This window comes from Rhodococcus sp. 14-2470-1a, assembly GCF_002259425.1.
Classification (GTDB): Bacteria; Actinomycetota; Actinomycetes; order Mycobacteriales; family Mycobacteriaceae; genus Rhodococcoides; species Rhodococcoides fascians_E.
This window is the reverse complement of the sequence record NZ_NPFZ01000004.1, coordinates 219666-236100: the sequence shown is the minus strand read 5'-3', so window position 1 is coordinate 236100 and position 16435 is coordinate 219666. Positions and strand designations below refer to the sequence as shown.

The following is a 16435-nucleotide window of genomic DNA, read 5'->3' as shown; positions in this document are numbered from 1 at the left end:
TTCCCCCGTTCTGATGTTCACAACACCGTCATCTCGGATACCCACTACCCCCCCCCGGCCCGAACGGTTGCCCCAGCCTCCGCTCGCCGTTCCCGGTGGTGAAGGTACGGCGTAGCGGGCGTGCTACCCCGAAGGTTTGATGCGATGCCGGGGAGGTAAGCAGCACTACCGACAACAGCAGTACCGACACAGGGAGTTCGACGATGAGCACCAGCGAGACACCCACCGACAAGAACACCGGCAGCGGCGACGACGGATTGGGCAAGGACGGGTCCATCCCGGACACCGACGACGGAGTTGCTGTCGGGCACACCGACCAGTCGTCCTTCGAACCCGAAGAGGACGAGCAGGCGGAGGGGTGAAAATCTCAGGTTTTCTCGACTGTCACCGCAGACTCGCACTTTGTAGGGTCCACCTCGGCAGCCATGCGCCGCGGGTCGCTCTCGGGAAGAGAGGCGATGAGTATTCGCTTCGGGTGCGACGAGGTCCCCGTCACGAGGTACTTCTGACCCGGCCGCACGGTGACCGCCTCGGCGAACGGTGCGTCTTCGGGTAGTGCATCCGAGGGCTGTGCGTCCTTCTCGTTCAACGCGTCGCGGACGATTCGCCGGGGATCGTACTGCCGCAGGTCGATCGATTCCCATTCGCTGCGTCGCAACTTGACCCCCATTTCCTCCTCTGCCTCGGTGCGCGTGGTGTCGACGAAGTCACGAAGCGAGCGGACCCCGTGAGCTAACTTGCGCGCGTAGCCGGGTAGGCGCGAGGGGCCGAGAAGGAATCCGGCGATGACTGCGACCAGGAAGAGTTTTTCGAAGGTCAAACCGAACATGGTGGTGCTCCGGGTTTCAGGAGTGCGTGGACAGTGGTGTGTCGTGGAGTGAGCGTCGGGAAGCTCTCTTGTCGTGCACCGCTGTTATGGCGAGGGCTGCACCGAACAGCCCCGACATCGGGAGCGCGACGAGGAACATGGACAGAACGTCGGCCGCCGGGGTGACGAGCGCGCTGAAAAGCGCGATGACGACGACCATTACGCGCCAGCTGCGACGCAGGGCGTGCGCAGACACGATCCCCAGGCAGTTCAGCATGACCAGAAACGCCGGAAGTACGAAAGCGATTCCGGTCGCAAGGACGATCTTCATGACGAAGTCCACGTAGTAGGACGCGTTCAGGATGGTGCTGTCCTGGTCGGACGAAAAGCCGGCCAGCACGCTGACCATGCGCGGGAACAACAGGAACCCGAAGGCGCAACCAGCGGCGAAGAGCGGCGCGGCCGCAGCCGAGAATCCGGCGACGTATTTCTTCTCGCGTTTGTTCAACCCCGGTGCGAGATAGGCGAACAGCTCGCGCAGCCAGACCGGGCTGGACACGATGATTCCCGCGAACAGGGCAATTCTCAGCTGGAGATCGAACGCGCCGGTCACAGTGTCGTAGTTCAAACTGGCAGCCCGTGTCGCGGCCAACTCTTCGACCGGGGTGCGCAGAACGTCGAGTATCGAATCGGACAGCAGAAACCCGATCACGATGCCGATCAGCAGCGACACCGCCGCGCGCGTCGCGCGGCGTCGAGCCTCGCGAAGATGACCGGCCAGCGGCATCGTGCCGCGCACGGTGGTAGTCGCTGCGGTCATGATGCGTGTCGGTACGGAACGGTCGTGGTGTCGTTCTCGGCACCGGTGCGGTCACGAGTCGACGAGCCGGCCGTCTCCTCACGCACCTCGTCCTTGAGGATCCGCAGAGATTGGCCGACGCCCTTGGCGAGCGACGGAAGTTTGGTGGAGCCGAAGACGAGCAGGAGAATGGCGAGGACGATGAGTGCGTGCCATCCGGTCAGGTTGTGCAACATGGTGTTTTCCTAAGTGTCGAAGTGAAGTAGCGAGATCAGTTGGAGCCCTGGGAGCCGACGTTCGGCGGTCCGCCTGCGGGCGGGGTGCCGCCGCCCATCGGCGGCTGGCCACCTCCTCCCGGTCCGCCGCCGCCGGGAGGTGCACTCATCGTGGGTTCGGTGCCGGCATCCACGGCTACTGCCAACGATCCGACGTACCCGGAAGCGGCGTCTCCGGAGAACGTTCCCATCTGCAGGTCGTAGCCGTCACCGAACACGTTGTCGTTGTCGAGGCTGCCGATCTGAGCGAGGTTCTCGGCCGAGCCGGGGTAGGTGTCGAGCTGATAGATCGTGTCGAGCATGTCCTGAGGAAATGCAATCTGGGATGTGGCGATTGCATTCTCGGCAGTCGTTGCGGAGGCCGCGTCCGGATAGACCTCGAAGTGGATGTGCGTCCAGCGTCCGCTGTAGCAACCGGGGACGATGGTCTGGAAGGTGGCCTGTCCGTTGGAATCGGCGACCTGGATTCCGCGAAGATACGTCTCGTCCTCGACGCCTTCGGAATACATCGAGTAGAGGCCGGCTGCATCGCACTGCCACATGTAGACGGCGACTCCGTCGTACGGGTTGTTGCCGTTCGCCAGGTCCGTGACCGAGAAGGTCAGCGACAGAGGCACTCCCGACACAGTGGTGCCGCCGTCGAGGCTCGACGTCACATCGCTGCGAACGATTCCGGACTCCTCGAGGACATTGACACCGTTGGTGCCGTCGGCCGGGTAAGGGCCGTTGGTCTCCTCGGGAATTTCGTCGGTGGCGGTCGCCGTCGTGGAACCGGCCGATGTCGTCGTGGACGCGGCTGCACTGCCGGTATCCGACGAGGTGGAACACGCTGCCAACGCGAACGCGCCTGCCCCGGCGCCCACGACGCTGAGAACTCTACGACGAGTCACCAACGTGGTCATGTCGAAGCGGGCACCTTGATCGACGACCTCCTCGGTGGGCCGATCGAGAAGGCGCCCTTCGTAAGCCGGGCCGTCGGGCGTATCGGTGGGTTCTGGTACTCGGGTCATGTCTATTGCTCCTCTGGGGCACTCGGTGGCTCAGTAGGTTCAATAGTGGGTGTCGATCCGGTGAGAACCCTGGCTCTCGGCTGGAAGGTTCCTGTGAACGAGAAAGACCCGGTGCCGTCACGGCACCGGGTCTTTCGTTCTCGTCGGTCAGGCGGCGTCGCCGAGGCGGGCGGCGGCCTGGGCGCTTGCTTTGTCCGGGTAGGTGTTGGTCACGTGCACCATGACCACGATCAGGATGATCGGTACCGCCCAATTGAGGAAGAAGTCGATCAGATAGGGGCTGTCGGTTCCGGTGGCGTGCGCGTCGAGGGCGGTGACGAGTACGGACGCGGCGCCCATCACGGTGATCGCGACGCCCCAGGTGGCGGACAAGACGAAGTTGATGCGTCGGAACAGCGGCGAGGACCAGTACTCCTGAGGAGTAGACCGTTTCGCGTACTCGGCGGTGAACGGGCGCGTGGATGCCGTGGCCAGCAGGATGAGGCCGAGTACGACGCCGACGAGCGGCCGGCCCCACTCGAAGAGCCAGTTGTCGATGTTCTCGCCGCCGACGAAGCCGACGACGGCGATCAGGGAGAAGAGGACCAGCGAGTACATGTCCATCATCGTGGGGTTGCCCGTGCGTCGGCCTCGGACGACGAACACCAGACCGATGGCCGCGGCCAACAGTGCGCTCCAGGCGACGCCGTTGGCCGCCATTCTCTGCGCGACCAGAGAGAACGCGATCCAGGGAATGAAGCCGGTGAATATGGAGAGCGGATTGAGGTTCTTCGGCTCGGACATGTGGTTTCTCGCTCTCCGGTGTGAGGGTGCCGTTGCGGTCTTCGGCAGGGCGTGCAGGGTGTTCGAAGACGATCATGCGCGACGGGCGGGCTGCGGAACATCGGTCACGACGCGTAGATTTTTCTGCCGTTCACGTTCCACTCGGCACTTCTGGAACGGGTGGTCCGGTTTGTACAGTGATCCGGTGGGGCGTGACAGGGTGCCTCGCGGGATCACACAGGACCAACGAGAACTGGGGAAATATCGGATGGCACGTGAATTGGTGTGGACGGGTTTCATGTCGGTCGACGGCGTGCTGGATTCGCCGGGCGGTGAAGAGGAAGGACACCCCAGCGGTGGTTGGGTGGTGCGCACCGAGTTCGTACCCGAGGCGTTCTCGCTGAAGGGCGAGGAACTGCAGGAGACGACGGCACTGATGTTCGGCCGCCGCAGCTACGAGGTTTTCGCGCCGGTCTGGGTCGGGTCCGAGGACCACGCGAGCTACAAGGACCTCCCCAAGTACGTCGTGTCGACGACTCTCGACGAGACAGCTTTGGTCGACGGTTGGGGCGAGACGACCATCCTGAGATCGGCCGAGGACGTCGCAGCTCTCAAGGAATCCGACGGGGGAGCCATCTTCATCCACGGCAGCGGCGAACTTGCCCGCAGTCTGGCCGACGCCGGACTCATCGACCGCTACAACCTGCTGGTGTTCCCCGTCGTCCTCGGGTCCGGCAAAAATCTTTTCGGCCACGACTCACGCCCGGAGCAGCGTCTCGTTCTCCGCGAATCCGAGGCGTACTCCAACGGCGTCGTCAAGGTCGTGTACGACGTGGTGCGGTGACCGTTCCATCCATGCACTCACGGATGTAGGTACGACGCCCCGTTGACGTCGACCACCGTGCCGCTGCACCAGGCGGCTTCGGGTGAGGCGAGAAAGACGATCGTCGACGCTATCTCCTCCGGTGTGCCTACTCGGCCGAACGGACTCTGGCGACGGATGTCGTCGCCGCGTTCTCCGGCCAGTGTGGCCGCCTGGCGTTCGCTGGACACGAACCCGGGCGCGACAGCGGTGACCGAAATATCGTGCGGTGCAAGCGCTGCCGCCATCGATTGGCTGAACGCATGCAGTCCGGCCTTGCTTGCACCGTACGCGGGGTAGTCCGGCTCCCCTTTGAGTGCGCCCCTCGAGCCGACCGAGACTATCGATCCTGGCCTGCCCCTGTTTACGAGGTGGCGGGCAAAGGCCCATGTCGTATGAGCCGCTCCGATGAGATTGACCTGCAGCATCTCCCGCCAGGCCGACTCCCATTCTTCGAACGACCCCTCGGTGATGGGATGCCGGTTCGTTTCGGTCGGCCCGACGGCGGCGTTGTTGATCAACACGTCCACACTTCCGAAGCGGTCGATCACCTCGTCGACAATCCCCGGCCCACCCGTCGGCGACGAGAGATCACCGGCGACGGTGATGTGTCCGGTGCCGTCGAGGAGTTCCACTGTGTTCGCCGCAGCGTCGACTGCCGTCGAACAGTGCACGGCCATGCGATGTCCAGCTGCTGCGAATGCTCGTGCCGTGGCCCGGCCGATGCCCCCGGACGCGCCGGTAACCAGGACATTCGGATAAGCAGGAGTGTGCATGGGTGCACTGTATCGAGCGTCGGCCTCGACATTCGGGTTCACGGTGGAGTTTGGAAGCACTGCGAGCGGGTACCTAGGTCCTCGTGCAAATTGGAGACAGAGCTAGGTTCACAGCGGGGGAGAGCACGGTGGTCGTGATCATCGGCGACGTTCGAGACGACGGATTGGTGTTGGTTCAGAACGAGCCGACGGGAGCGGGCGCGTATTCGTTCCTGGTACGAGGAGAGCTGCTGGACGCGTTCGACGACGTCCCGGCGACGGTGTAGCCGCACACTCCTCACAACGCTCTCGGTGCGTTCACAACGGTGACAGCCGTTGTGAACGCACTTTTTTGTTGTAACGATTACCAAGGTCCATGCGGAAGTGACCCCCCGACGCGCGTCTACGTGGATACTCCTGACGGTGAAGCCGACTGCGCGTCCAGGTCCCGCCGCTCTGTGGACGGTCCTCTGCCTGGTCCTGGGACTGACGGTGGCAGGGGCGGGCATCGGTGAGGCACAGCCCGGCGCTGTTCGGTACACCATCGTGGGCTTCAGTACCTCCAGTGACCGCGATATGGACGTGTACGAATCCACCGACGGCAGCGCCTTTCGATCCGTTCGTGACGCCGCGTTCCGGCCGCCGTCCGGACTGATTCGCGACCCCAGCATCTTCCGGCATTCCGACGGCCAGTACTACGTCGCGTACACGACGGGCGGTGGAGCGAACATCGGTTTCGCGCGCAGTAGCAATCGCGTCGACTGGACGCCCATGGGCAACTATCCCGTCCCGTTGTGTTGCGCGTTTCTGCCGGGCACCGGAGACGGCACCGGCTCGGCAGGTCCTCCCGGTCTGACGGGTTCCGCGGGGTCGTCGGACGGACCTTCTCTTTCACCGTTCACCACGAAGGCGTGGGCACCGGAGTGGTTCGTCGACGGGGATCGGGTCAACTTGATCTTGTCCATGTCGACAGGGGGCGGGTTCGTCCCGTATCTGATGACCGCGCTCGACCCGTCGCTGACGCAGTGGAGCTTTCCGCTTCCCATTGCAGGCCTCGGTGCCGATCGCATCGATACGACCGTGGTCAAAGCAGGAGCGGTCTATCACGCGTTCACGAAGAACGAGACGAACAAGGTGCTCGAACACGCGATAGCGCCCACTCTCGCCGGGCCCTACACGTTCGTTCCGCCGGGGGACTGGGGCGCGCTGGTCGAAGGACCCGCCGTCGTCCAGTTGCCGAACGGACACTGGCGAATCTACTTCGACGCCTACACCGAGGGAAAGTATTTCTACTCCGACAGCGCGGACGGACTTCTGACGTGGAGTCCCCGGCAGGAAGTGCCAGGGTTGTCCGGCACGGTGCGTCACTTCGGTGTGCTGACCGAACCTGTCTAGGCTTCGCAGATGGCCGAAGAATCGAGACTGGAACGCGACGCCATGGTGGCCGCGCTCGCGGACTTCGAACATCGGGAACTCCGCGTCGACGGTAGGCGAGCGGCGGTGGCCGTCGCGATCGGCGGGGCGGCCGGCGACCGCCGGATGATCCTGACGAAGCGGCCCTCGAAGCTCCGCGCGCACCCAGGACAGTTCGCGCTGCCAGGCGGCAGCCTCGACCCAGGTGAGACCGCGCCGCAGGCGTGTCTGCGGGAGTTGGCCGAGGAGGTCGGATTGACGGCCGAGCCGTCGGACATCCTGGGCCGCCTCGACGATTACGGCACCCGGTCCGGATACGTCATCACTCCGTTCGTGGTGTGGGTCGGAGACACGTTGTCGACGATGACCATCGACCCCGGTGAGGTCGCCACCGTCTACGAGGTCGACGCCGCCGAGATCGATTCCAACCCGCGATTCGTCTCCATCGAGGAATCGGACAAGCCCGTGGTTCAGTGGCCGTTCCGCACCTCGCTGGTGCATGCGCCGACAGGCGCCATCGTGCACCAGTTCAGGGAAGTCGTGCTGCACCGGCGGCACACTCGGGTCGCGGATTTCGAGCAACCCGTGTTCGCCTGGCGTTGACCGCATCAGGCGAAGCGTTCTGTTCGACTGCCGCGGACCGGTTCGCTCTGTACTGTTGACGGCTGTTCACTGGACACGGCGGCGGGGCGGTTTTCGATGGGCGGTACCAGCGGGGCAGGACTCGGCGATACGCCGACCCGTCGTCCCGATGTCCGAGGCTTCACCGAGGACGAGGTCATCGCGATAGACGCAGTGGTGGCTCAGCTCCCCATCGCCGTCGTGGTGCACAGCTTGGATTCGGTGATCGTCGCCGCGAACGGGGAATGCCGTGAGCTGCTCGGGTACGACGCGGGCGATCTCACCGGCGCGCCCGTCACCGATTTCATTCCGGATTCCGAGCGAGTGTCGGCCCGCCGGATGGCGCTGGACATCGCGTCGTCGCCGGTGGACGTCAACGGACGCACCGAACCGAGAAGGGCGCTGCGGCAGCTGCGTCGCAAGGACGGTGTGATCGTCTCCTGCTGGATGCACGTGGGTGTCGGCGTGCTGGCGGGGCACGAGGTCTTCATCGTGTGCATGGATCTGGTCAACCCCGTGGTGCACGACGCCCATCTGTGGCGGAGTCGAGCCGAGCGCGACGATCTGACCGGACTGTCCAGGCGGGCAGTGTTTCTCGACCATCTGAACAGTTGGATTGCCGACGATGGCGCGGTGACCTTGGCGTTCATCGACGTCGACAATCTCAAGATCGTCAACGACACCCACGGGCACAGTGCCGGCGACAGCCTCCTGGAAGCCGTCGCGCTCCGATTGCGAGAGTGGTTGCCCGGCAACGCCATCGCAGGCCGATTCGCGGGCGACGAGTTCGTCGTCGCGCTGCCGCAGCCTTCCCCCGAACCGTCACTCGATGCCCTGTGCATCGTGCTCGACCGCGCACTGACGGGTGAGCCGGTCGCCTGGAACGGCAGGTTGTTGACCCTGGCGGTCAGCGTCGGTGCCGTCGAGCGTCTCGACGACGAGGACTGTGCGGCCCTCGTGGCGCGAGCGGATCAACAGATGTACGCGGCCAAGACCAAGCGCCGACGGGACTAGCTCAGGGCGCCGACATCAGGTTCTGCGGATCTCTGATCGTCACGTCTCGGTTCTCCTCGCGCAGTCGATCCACGGCATGCTGCAGAAGCGACCGGGCGGCGTCGTCGATTGCCCGGACGTGTTCGAAGTCGAGCACCAATGCTCGCGCTGTCGTCCGAGAGAGTGCGACCAGTATCGACTCCGCTCCGGCGAAGCGGAGGTCACCCTGCAACTCGACGGTCGCCTCGTTTTCGCCGTCGGCAGTGGTTCGGACAGCAGAGTCACCGGTCGGAGAGACGTGCATCATGTGCAGTTCGAGATCCTTCGACAGCCGTTCGAACACGGCCACTCCGCGCACACTGTTGCCGTGCTCGTTCAGGTTCGGTGACACGACAGCGATGCCGACCTGCCCGGGCAGCACTCCGATGATCGCGCCCGCCACTCCGCTCTTCGCCGGAATCCCGACCGTGGAGATCCAACTTCCGGTGCCGTCGTACATTCCACACGTCGCCATCACCGACAGCACGTGCCGGTTGTGCTGGGTGTCGAGCAGTCGTTCTCCGGTCTCCGGGCTGATACCGCCGTTTGCCATGACCGCCGCGATGGTCGCGAGGTCGCGGCAGTTCACGGAGATCGCGCACTGGCGGGCGTAACCGTCGACGACCTCGGCGGGGTCGGCCCCGAGGACTCCCACTGCCTTCAACAGGTGTGCGATACCGGTGTTGCGGTCGTCGGCCTCCAGCTCGGCTTCGTGGACCGCGGCGTCGATGGACAGCTCGCGGCCGGCAAGCCGACTGTGCAGCAACCGGACTCGTTCGGCGCGATTTTCGGAGGACGCACCCTCGATCATCGAATGAACCGCTAGCGCGCCCGCATTGATCAACGCATTGCGCGGCCTGCCCGTCTCGGGTTCCAGCGAGATCTCGTTGAACGAATCACCGGACGGTTCGGTGTCCACGACCTCGGCCATCGCGTCGCGGCCACGGTCGTCGAGGGCCAACGCGTATGCGAGGGTCTTGGCGATGGACTGAACCGAGAACTCGTACTCGGCGTCGCCCGCGGTGTAGACCGAGCCGCCGACGGTGGCGAGCGCGATACCGAACAAATCTGTGTCCGCCCGTGCCAGTTCCGCATTGCCCTGCGGAATGGATCCGCCGTCGGACCCGCGACACTCGTCGAGCACAGTGCGGAGATAGTTCGAGATCGGAGATTCCACACCTAACCGTAGACGACCCATCACTGTGCCTGTTCTCGGCTATTCACCATGTTCGTCTACGATTCCGAGCGGAATTCGAACACATGACGGAAGGCGTCAGAAGCGTGATCACCGGCAGCGTCGTTGCAATTGTCACCCCGATGAAGACCTCGGGCGAAGTCGACTTCTCCGCGCTCGACGCACTGGTGGAACGGCAGGTGGCGGAAGGCACGTCCGCGATCGTGTCCGTCGGCACCAGCGGCGAGGCATCGACGCTGTCGGTGTCCGAGCACACCGAGGTGATCAGGCGGACCATCGGCGTCGTGGCAGGCCGGGTGCCCGTCATCGCCGGTACCGGCGCGAACTCGACGTCCGAGGCCATCCACCTGACCAAGTCCGCGCTCGCCGCGGGTGCCGACGGTGCCCTGCTGGTGACGCCTTACTACGTCAAGCCGCCGCAGGAGGGCCTGTACCGGCACTTCCGCGCGATCGCCGAGGCCGTGGACATCCCGCAGTACCTCTACAACGTGCCGTCTCGTACGGGGTGCGACATGCTGCCGTCCACCGTCGCGCGACTTGCCGAGATTCCGAACATCGTGGGTTTGAAGGAAGCCGCCGGTGACCTGGACCGGGTCCGCGATCTCGTCGCGCTCGAGTTGGACGATTTCGCGCTGTACTCCGGCGACGACGGCACCGCCCGCGCCAGCATGCTCGCAGGATTCCACGGCAACATCTCCGTGACCGCCAACGTCGCACCGGCGGCGATGGCCCGGATGTGTGCTGCCGCGATCGCAGGTGACGCCGAGTCGGCGTCGGAGATCGACGCGACGCTCGCGGGTCTGCACAGCGCCCTGTTCGCCGAGCCCAACCCGATCCCGGTCAAATGGGCGCTGGCGGAGATGGGTCTGATGGCCGGCGGTATTCGCCTCCCGCTCGTCGAACTCGACGAGTGGCATCACGAGGACGTGCGCGCGGCGCTGCGCACCGCCGAGCTGCTGGACTGAGCGCTCATCCCTCGGGTCGATCGGTGACCGAACCGGTCGACTGCTCGGTGGACTTACGTGCCCGGATCTTCTTCGTCACGAACCATCCGACGAGGAGGACTGCGGCGCCGATTGCGACGTACTGGAAGATCGACGCGTAGGTCTCGACATAGTGCCAGTTCTCACCGAGGAAGAATCCGGCGAGGACGAAGATCGAGTTCCAGAGCAGGCTTCCGAGTGTCGTGTACAGGGTGAACTGGGCCAGCGGCATTCTTGACACGCCAGCCGGTATGGAGATGCCGGATCTGACGACGGGGATCATCCGGCCGAAGAACACCGCCGAGCGGCCGTGCCGAGTGAACCAGTCCTCGGCCTTGGCGAGGTCGCCGGTGTCGACGAACGGGATTCGGTCGACGATCGCGTACATCCGATCCCGGCCCAGTTTCATACCGAGCCAGTACAGGACCAGTGCGCCGACGACGGATCCCGCGGTGGTCCAGAACAAGGCTTCGGCGAGCGACATTCCGCCGCGCGACGCGGTGAAGCCGGCCAGCGGAAGAATGATCTCACTGGGCAACGGTGGAAAGAAGTTCTCGGCGGCGACGGCGATGCCTGCCCCCGGTCCGCCGATGGTCTCCATCAGGCCGACTGCCCACCCGGCGATTCCGCCGAGTTCGGTGCTGGTTGCGGCAAGGTACGCGTCGTTCATTGCATCGACTGTATCGAATCGGACAAAAGGAAGACGGTGACCACGAGGGCAGCGTCCGATTCGAGTGGGCGTCGGGTACTCCGCAATAATGGCCGCATGTCGAAGATCGCATACGTCATCGCAGGCTCGGAAGCGACCGGAGGTGCCGGCTTGCAGGCCGACCTCAAGACGTTCGAGAAACTGGGTGTCTACGGCGTCGGCACCATCACATGCATCGTGTCGTTCGACCCCAAGTCGGGCTGGGGTCACCGATTCGTCCCGATCGCCGGCCAGGTCATCGCCGACCAGATCGAGGCAGCCACGTCCGCGCACGCTCTCGACGTCGTCAAGATCGGGATGCTCGGAACTCCGGAAACCGTGGAGACCGTCGCGACCTCGCTCAGGCAGCAGCCGTGGCGGCACGTCGTCGTCGACCCGGTTCTGATCTGCAAGGGGCAGGAGCCTGGCGCCGCCCTGGACACCGACAATGCGCTGCGCAGCGACATACTTCCACTCGCGACCGTCGTCACCCCCAACCTCTTCGAAGCGCAGACGCTGTCCGGCATGGAGTCGCTCGAGACGGTCGACGACCTCGCGGAGGCAGCCCGGCGCATCGCCGATCTCGGCCCGCGCTACGTCGCGGTCAAGGGCGGCGCCGGTCTGCCCGGTGACGAAGCCGTCGACGTGTTCTTCGACGGAACCGACGTCACGGTGCTACGCGCCCCGAAGATCGGTAACGAGCGGGTGTCCGGCGCGGGATGTGTGTTCGCCGCCGCGATCACCGCGGAACTCGCCAAGGGCACCGACGTCGCCGACGCAGTGTCCGTGGCCAAGGAGTTCGCTCACGCGGGCATCGCAGGCCGAATCACCACCGAGGCGCCGTTCACCGCTGTGGACTGGCACAGCTGAGGGGCGCGCTCTCACGCTTCGGTGCGTAGGTCCTCGATCGCCGCGATGTGCGCATCGAGGTTGATGCGGACTCGGCCCGAGCTCGGTGGGTTTCCGAGGCCGAAGGATCGGACGACGGCCGCGACGGATGCTCCACCGAGCGCGACGTCGCTGCCGAGCTGAGGCCACGTCGACAACGTCTTGCCGATCTCCGGCACCGATGCGAGCATCCGCGGAGTGAGCTTGGCGGGATCGAGAATTCGTGCCGCCAGCGGCGCCTTCTGTGCCGGTGTGATGTCGCGGAGCGCCGAGGCGTCGAGGTCGCCCAGCAGCCCGTGCAGCAGGGGACGATCCGGCTCCACGTCGAACCTCTCGACGTCGAGTATTCCGCCGTCGCTGGTCTCCATGATCACCGGTATGCCCCGGCGGCGTGCGTTCTCGCGAAGCGTCAATTTCGCGTCGAGAGAATCGCATTCGTCGATGACGATGTCGAGACCGTCCAGAAACGAGTCGATCGTCTCGGGCGTCAACCCGTCCTGGAACTCGACCACCGACAGGTACGGGTCGAGCTCTGCAATTCGACGGGATGCGACGACACTCTTGTTGACGTCCAGATCGAAGAGCGACGCCGGGACTCGGTTGAGGTTGGACAGGTCGAGCTCGTCGAAGTCCGCGAGACGTAGTTCACCGCACAGGCCTTCGATGGCCAGGGTGTGCGCGACGGCGTGTCCGACGCTCAGTCCGACCACGCCTACGCGCAGATCGGACAGGGCGTTCTGCTCCGACGCGGTGATCTTGTTTCGGTTCCGATCCAACCGGAGCAACCGAAATGCAGCGGGACCGAGGACCCGAACCAGCGCGTGGCGCCACGGGTAGTGCACCCACCGCAGAGGTTCCTCGAGCACGTCCGCCGCCGGTGCCGGACGAAGCTCGCGGAGCGATTCACGTTGTGTGCCAGTGGTGTCGAAGACACGGATTCCGCTTCGCGCGGCAATCTCGTCGTACAGTTCGCGGTCGTCCGTCTCGGCCACATTCAACACAACGTGCTCTGCCACGTCACCCTCGTTCTTCGCTGCTTCGTCCGATGCGGCCGGAAGTCGTGCCGCTGCCGACAAGGTAGCGGAACACTGCCCCGGACGCTGTGGCGAGCGGCATCGATGGTGGTCGTGACCTGACACAAAGATTCAACCGCAAATCTGGAAAGCGGCCTGCTCGCGTGTGTGCGATCTCATCACCTGCGGGCTTTCTGCAGGTCATCGGAGTGGCTAGCTGGGCAAACGACCCCAACTACCAGGAAGAATGAGTGGACTGCCGTCCGGCAGTGCCCTCGTCCGGTTCCATTCGGGGATCTGGACCGTTCTCAAGGAGTTAAGACGTGGTTGCACACACGACAGGATCTGCACGCACATCGGCCGTCCACCACTCGGCCGTCCACCACTCGGCCGTTCAGTACAAGGGCCGAGACATCCGCGGCATCAGGCCGCGCCTGACAACGGCAAACACCATGCTCGGGTCGTCCTTCGGACCGCGATCGAGCGTGACGAGCGACGGCACGATGGAACTGGTGGTCGCAACTCCTGCGGCCGCGCCCGAACTGTGGGACCGATACGTCGACGGCGCCTGGTCGTCGTACTCGCGGCACGGGGTGACCCGGGCGCTGGACATCGATGAGGTTGCGTCCGGCGCGACGACCACACTCTTCTACGTCGTCCTCGACTCGTCCGGTGAGATGCTCGGCGGAGTGCGCGCGCAAGGACCGTACACCCTCATCGAACAGTCGCACGTGCTCGTCGAATGGGAGAACTCGCCCGGACTCGACGTTGTCGCCGGGCAACTCCGGACTCGGCTGCCCTACGGAATCGTCGAGATGAAAAGCGCCTGGGTGGGCAAGGGCAGTCCGGGGCGAGAGGTCTCTGCCTTGCTCGCGCGCACGGCACTGCCGACCATCGAGTTGACCGGAAGTCGCTACTTGTTCGCCAGCGCGGCCGACCATGTTCTTCGTCAGTGGGAGTCGTCGGGTGGCCGCATCGACGTCGACGTGCCTGCGGCGGCGTACCCGAGCGAGCAGTACCGGACCCGCCTGATGTGGTGGGACCGCGAGACGTTCTCGCGTGAAGCTCAGCCGGCGGTGTGGGAGGACATGGTCCGGGACGCGCACGCTCTGTGCGGCCCGCTCGAGTCGTCGGCTGTGGCCTGAATACTCGCTTCTTGTCACGGCATCGCGCGTCGTGCGACCTCGGCTGCCAGGTCACTTCGTTGCTCGGGAGTGTGCGCTTCCCAGGTGACCAGGACAGCACCTGCATGCGCGGACTGGTCACGCCCGCTGGACTTCGCGTCGTACAGCGCGTTGTCCGCGGCGTGCATGATGGTGTCGACGACGTGCTCGACGTGCGAACTCTCACTCGCGGCACCGAAGTTGAGCCGGGGATCGAGCGCAGCTCGGACGTCCACCGTCACCGAGCCCACGCTGACGGTGACCTCGCACTCCGCGCGAACACTGTCCAGGATTGCGTTCTCGAGTGGAGTGCGTGGCTGGAGTTCGGTGAGGATCAGAAATTCTTCGCCGCCGATGCGCGAGACGATGGCTTCCTGCGATCCGGTTCGAGCGGTTGCGTGGCGCAGCGCTTCGGCGATGGTGACGAGCACTCGGTCTCCGGCCGCATGACCGAGCGTGTCGTTGACGGACTTGAAGTGGTCGATGTCCACGACGTACGCCCACAACCTGCCGCGGCTGATGCACGCCTTGTCCAGGAGGGCCTCGACCTGGGACAACATTCCCCGTCGGTTCAGCAAGCGGGTGAGCGGATCGGTGTTGGCCAGCACGCTCAGCCGTCCGTTCACCGCGAGAAGCGAGCGACGCAACGCGGCGATCAGTACGACGGGCACCAGGACGGTGGTCGCCGCTGCACCGACCGCGACGACGGTGACGGCCAGTCCGGAATCGGACAGTGTGATCGACGACAGCCACGTCGCGAGAATTACGGATCCAGCGGTGACGGCGGCGGTGATCTTCGGCGGCGACCCAGCAGCGGCGATGGCGGGAACGACTGCCAGCATCGACGTGACTGCGCGTGTGCCCGACGGATCGGCGATGAGATAGGCGGAGATCGCGACTCCGACCATGCCGCCACTGCCGAGTATCGCGAATTGCAGGTCGGTCAGGCGGCCGATCTTCAGTGCGAACACCACGGTGAGTGCCGTGAAGCCCACGATCGCGCACAGAAGAGGGAACGCTCCGGGCTTGAGGAACGTGGGCGAGATCATCGCGATGGCGAGCAGAGGCAGCGCGCCGGTAGCGCTGGCGATCACCATCGCCGTGCGCGTGTCGAACCGCGCAGTCGAGCGCTGCGGCTCCACACCGGATCGACGCGTCAACACGCTCATAGGTCAGTGCCTCGGGTCGAGTAGGGACAGGTCCCGGCCAGCATAGCGCCCATGATGGTCGAAGTTGGCGATCCAGAGTCCAACTGGAACCGACCTTCCGGTCGGAAAGTTGGTGGTCGGGGCGTCTTTCGATAGTTCGGGTCCGTTTGCCAGGAGGTTGCTGTGGTCAGGTCAGTCCGATCGACCGTAGGTATCGGAGGCTGTCCATTCGGTCGGTGGGGTCGTGCAGTTCGATGCCGATCAATCCGTCGTATCCGGCTCGGCCGAGGACGTCGAATGTAGCCGCGACATCCAGGGTTCCTCGTCCGAGCGCCAGGTGATCGTCCACGACCCCGTCGTTGTCGGTGAGTTGTACATAGGCGATGCGTGGTCCGAGCACCTCGACGAACTCGGACACTCCACCCGGGAGCAGATGGGCGTGGCCCACATCGAGGCACGCCTCGAGTGCCGGTGAATCGACGGAATCGAGAATTGCCAGAACCTCCGCGGCCGTGCATCCGAGGTAGCGAATCTCGGCTTCGACGGGAAGAACGTTCATGTTCTCGAGAACCATCGTGATACCACGGTCGTGCGCCCGGACCGCGACCTCACCGAGAGTTCGCGCGAGGGCGTCGAGCGGTTCGTCGAGACCGAGTCCGAAGTGGTAGCCCGCATGAACGATCAGAGTGTCGAGGCCGAGGCGATCGGTGAGATCGACGTACTCGAGCAGATGCGCGACGACGGCGGGCCGGACCGTCGGATCGGTCTCCGCGCAGTTGACCGCGGACGCGGAGTGCACCACGCACGTCATTCCGAAGCGCTCGACGAGTCCGCGGACGGTCGCGATACGTGTGTCGTCGAACGAGCCCGGCCTGTTCTCCGGCTCTTGGCACGCGAGTTCCAAAGCCGAGACACCCGCGGCGGCCGCGAACTCGAAACCTGGTTCGAGCCGTCCGCGTCCGGTGGACAGTGCAATCATCGGTCAACCTCCGGGCTATTGTAGACAACGAGAGGTTAACC

Annotated in this window: 20 protein-coding genes; 9 read left to right on the top strand and 11 right to left on the bottom strand. The window is 64.8% G+C overall.

Going from position 1 to position 16435, the window contains the following annotated elements; all coding sequences use genetic code 11:
* Window positions 1–203 precede the first annotated feature (203 nt).
* On the top strand, window positions 204–362 hold the full coding sequence (locus tag CH292_RS28790) for a hypothetical protein (protein ID WP_019663404.1): 159 nt from the start codon (window positions 204–206) through the stop codon (window positions 360–362).
* Between the two features lie 5 nt (window positions 363–367).
* On the opposite strand, the gene CH292_RS02485 is transcribed toward CH292_RS28790, so the two are convergent.
* From CH292_RS02485 to CH292_RS02465, 5 genes are all read right to left on the bottom strand, one after another.
* On the bottom strand, window positions 368–829 hold the full coding sequence (locus CH292_RS02485; RefSeq protein ID WP_094653915.1) for a twin-arginine translocase TatA/TatE family subunit: 462 nt from the start codon (window positions 827–829) through the stop codon (window positions 368–370).
* A 16-nt stretch (window positions 830–845) separates the two neighbouring features.
* On the bottom strand, window positions 846–1628 hold the full coding sequence (gene tatC, locus CH292_RS02480; protein ID WP_094653914.1) for a twin-arginine translocase subunit TatC: 783 nt from the start codon (window positions 1626–1628) through the stop codon (window positions 846–848).
* The gene (locus tag CH292_RS02475) at window positions 1625–1843 is read right to left on the bottom strand and encodes a twin-arginine translocase TatA/TatE family subunit (protein ID WP_019663407.1); all 219 of its coding nucleotides are present in this window, start codon (window positions 1841–1843) and stop codon (window positions 1625–1627) included. The genes tatC and CH292_RS02475 overlap by 4 nt, the downstream gene beginning before the upstream one ends.
* Before the next feature lie 35 nt (window positions 1844–1878).
* Complete coding sequence (locus CH292_RS02470; protein WP_019663408.1) at window positions 1879–2892, bottom strand: intradiol ring-cleavage dioxygenase; 1014 nt, start codon at window positions 2890–2892, stop codon at window positions 1879–1881.
* 147 nt (window positions 2893–3039) lie between these two features.
* The gene (locus CH292_RS02465) at window positions 3040–3675 is read right to left on the bottom strand and encodes a hypothetical protein (protein ID WP_019663409.1); all 636 of its coding nucleotides are present in this window, start codon (window positions 3673–3675) and stop codon (window positions 3040–3042) included.
* 247 nt (window positions 3676–3922) lie between these two features.
* On the opposite strand from CH292_RS02465, the gene CH292_RS02460 reads away from it, so the two are divergent.
* Window positions 3923–4498 carry a dihydrofolate reductase family protein gene (locus CH292_RS02460; protein ID WP_037144378.1) on the top strand — a complete coding sequence of 192 codons (576 nt, stop codon included), beginning with the start codon at window positions 3923–3925 and terminating at the stop codon, window positions 4496–4498.
* 17 nt (window positions 4499–4515) lie between these two features.
* Here CH292_RS02460 and CH292_RS02455 read toward each other — a convergent pair whose 3' ends face one another.
* Window positions 4516–5292: an SDR family NAD(P)-dependent oxidoreductase gene (locus CH292_RS02455; protein WP_256977862.1), complete on the bottom strand. Its 777-nt coding sequence runs from the start codon at window positions 5290–5292 to the stop codon at window positions 4516–4518.
* 128 nt (window positions 5293–5420) lie between these two features.
* Between CH292_RS02455 and CH292_RS28785 the strand changes: the two genes are divergently transcribed.
* From CH292_RS28785 to CH292_RS02440, 4 genes are all read left to right on the top strand, one after another.
* The gene (locus tag CH292_RS28785) at window positions 5421–5558 is read left to right on the top strand and encodes a hypothetical protein (RefSeq protein WP_179276700.1); all 138 of its coding nucleotides are present in this window, start codon (window positions 5421–5423) and stop codon (window positions 5556–5558) included.
* A gap of 136 nt (window positions 5559–5694) precedes the next feature.
* Window positions 5695–6666 (top strand): arabinofuranosidase, encoded by a 972-nt coding sequence (locus tag CH292_RS02450; protein ID WP_037157928.1) that lies wholly within the window; start codon window positions 5695–5697, stop codon window positions 6664–6666.
* A gap of 9 nt (window positions 6667–6675) precedes the next feature.
* Window positions 6676–7287: a CoA pyrophosphatase gene (locus CH292_RS02445; RefSeq protein ID WP_094653912.1), complete on the top strand. Its 612-nt coding sequence runs from the start codon at window positions 6676–6678 to the stop codon at window positions 7285–7287.
* A 96-nt stretch (window positions 7288–7383) separates the two neighbouring features.
* Complete coding sequence (locus CH292_RS02440) at window positions 7384–8319, top strand: diguanylate cyclase domain-containing protein (protein WP_019663415.1); 936 nt, start codon at window positions 7384–7386, stop codon at window positions 8317–8319.
* Between the two features lies 1 nt (window position 8320).
* Here the strand turns inward: CH292_RS02440 and glsA are convergent, their stop codons facing one another.
* Window positions 8321–9514: a glutaminase A gene (gene glsA, locus CH292_RS02435; protein WP_037144383.1), complete on the bottom strand. Its 1194-nt coding sequence runs from the start codon at window positions 9512–9514 to the stop codon at window positions 8321–8323.
* Window positions 9515–9618: 104 nt separating this feature from the next.
* Here glsA and dapA point away from each other — a divergent pair, with 104 nt between their 5' ends.
* Complete coding sequence (gene dapA / locus CH292_RS02430; RefSeq protein WP_026347488.1) at window positions 9619–10497, top strand: 4-hydroxy-tetrahydrodipicolinate synthase; 879 nt, start codon at window positions 9619–9621, stop codon at window positions 10495–10497.
* Between the two features lie 4 nt (window positions 10498–10501).
* On the opposite strand, the gene CH292_RS02425 is transcribed toward dapA, so the two are convergent.
* Window positions 10502–11185, bottom strand: a complete 684-nt coding sequence (locus CH292_RS02425; RefSeq protein ID WP_033189841.1) for a DedA family protein — start codon at window positions 11183–11185, stop codon at window positions 10502–10504.
* A gap of 96 nt (window positions 11186–11281) precedes the next feature.
* Between CH292_RS02425 and thiD the strand changes: the two genes are divergently transcribed.
* On the top strand, window positions 11282–12073 hold the full coding sequence (gene thiD, locus CH292_RS02420; protein WP_019663419.1) for a bifunctional hydroxymethylpyrimidine kinase/phosphomethylpyrimidine kinase: 792 nt from the start codon (window positions 11282–11284) through the stop codon (window positions 12071–12073).
* A gap of 11 nt (window positions 12074–12084) precedes the next feature.
* Here thiD and CH292_RS02415 read toward each other — a convergent pair whose 3' ends face one another.
* The gene (locus CH292_RS02415) at window positions 12085–13167 is read right to left on the bottom strand and encodes an Rv1355c family protein (protein WP_094653911.1); all 1083 of its coding nucleotides are present in this window, start codon (window positions 13165–13167) and stop codon (window positions 12085–12087) included.
* A 260-nt stretch (window positions 13168–13427) separates the two neighbouring features.
* Between CH292_RS02415 and CH292_RS02410 the strand changes: the two genes are divergently transcribed.
* Window positions 13428–14249: a hypothetical protein gene (locus tag CH292_RS02410; RefSeq protein WP_037113685.1), complete on the top strand. Its 822-nt coding sequence runs from the start codon at window positions 13428–13430 to the stop codon at window positions 14247–14249.
* Between the two features lie 14 nt (window positions 14250–14263).
* Here CH292_RS02410 and CH292_RS02405 read toward each other — a convergent pair whose 3' ends face one another.
* A complete protein-coding gene (locus CH292_RS02405; protein WP_020111245.1) occupies window positions 14264–15436 on the bottom strand; it encodes a GGDEF domain-containing protein in 1173 nt (390 codons plus the stop codon).
* A 166-nt stretch (window positions 15437–15602) separates the two neighbouring features.
* Window positions 15603–16394, bottom strand: coding sequence for a sugar phosphate isomerase/epimerase (locus CH292_RS02400; protein ID WP_033189842.1), 792 nt, complete (start codon window positions 16392–16394; stop codon window positions 15603–15605).
* Between the last annotated feature and the right edge of the window lie 41 nt (window positions 16395–16435).

Bases quoted from the DNA above. Each gene is read 5' to 3' on its own strand.
- CH292_RS28790 (WP_019663404.1), top strand. From the start codon at position 204: ATGAGCACCAGCGAGACACCCACCGACAAGAACACCGGCAGCGGCGAC.
- CH292_RS02485 (WP_094653915.1), bottom strand. From the start codon at position 829: ATGTTCGGTTTGACCTTCGAAAAACTCTTCCTGGTCGCAGTCATCGCC.
- tatC (WP_094653914.1), bottom strand. From the start codon at position 1,628: ATGACCGCAGCGACTACCACCGTGCGCGGCACGATGCCGCTGGCCGGT.
- CH292_RS02475 (WP_019663407.1), bottom strand. From the start codon at position 1,843: ATGTTGCACAACCTGACCGGATGGCACGCACTCATCGTCCTCGCCATT.
- CH292_RS02470 (WP_019663408.1), bottom strand. From the start codon at position 2,892: ATGACCCGAGTACCAGAACCCACCGATACGCCCGACGGCCCGGCTTAC.
- CH292_RS02465 (WP_019663409.1), bottom strand. From the start codon at position 3,675: ATGTCCGAGCCGAAGAACCTCAATCCGCTCTCCATATTCACCGGCTTC.
- CH292_RS02460 (WP_037144378.1), top strand. From the start codon at position 3,923: ATGGCACGTGAATTGGTGTGGACGGGTTTCATGTCGGTCGACGGCGTG.
- CH292_RS02455 (WP_256977862.1), bottom strand. From the start codon at position 5,292: ATGCACACTCCTGCTTATCCGAATGTCCTGGTTACCGGCGCGTCCGGG.
- CH292_RS02445 (WP_094653912.1), top strand. From the start codon at position 6,676: ATGGCCGAAGAATCGAGACTGGAACGCGACGCCATGGTGGCCGCGCTC.
- CH292_RS02440 (WP_019663415.1), top strand. From the start codon at position 7,384: ATGGGCGGTACCAGCGGGGCAGGACTCGGCGATACGCCGACCCGTCGT.
- CH292_RS02425 (WP_033189841.1), bottom strand. From the start codon at position 11,185: ATGAACGACGCGTACCTTGCCGCAACCAGCACCGAACTCGGCGGAATC.
- thiD (WP_019663419.1), top strand. From the start codon at position 11,282: ATGTCGAAGATCGCATACGTCATCGCAGGCTCGGAAGCGACCGGAGGT.
- CH292_RS02405 (WP_020111245.1), bottom strand. From the start codon at position 15,436: ATGAGCGTGTTGACGCGTCGATCCGGTGTGGAGCCGCAGCGCTCGACT.
- CH292_RS02400 (WP_033189842.1), bottom strand. From the start codon at position 16,394: ATGATTGCACTGTCCACCGGACGCGGACGGCTCGAACCAGGTTTCGAG.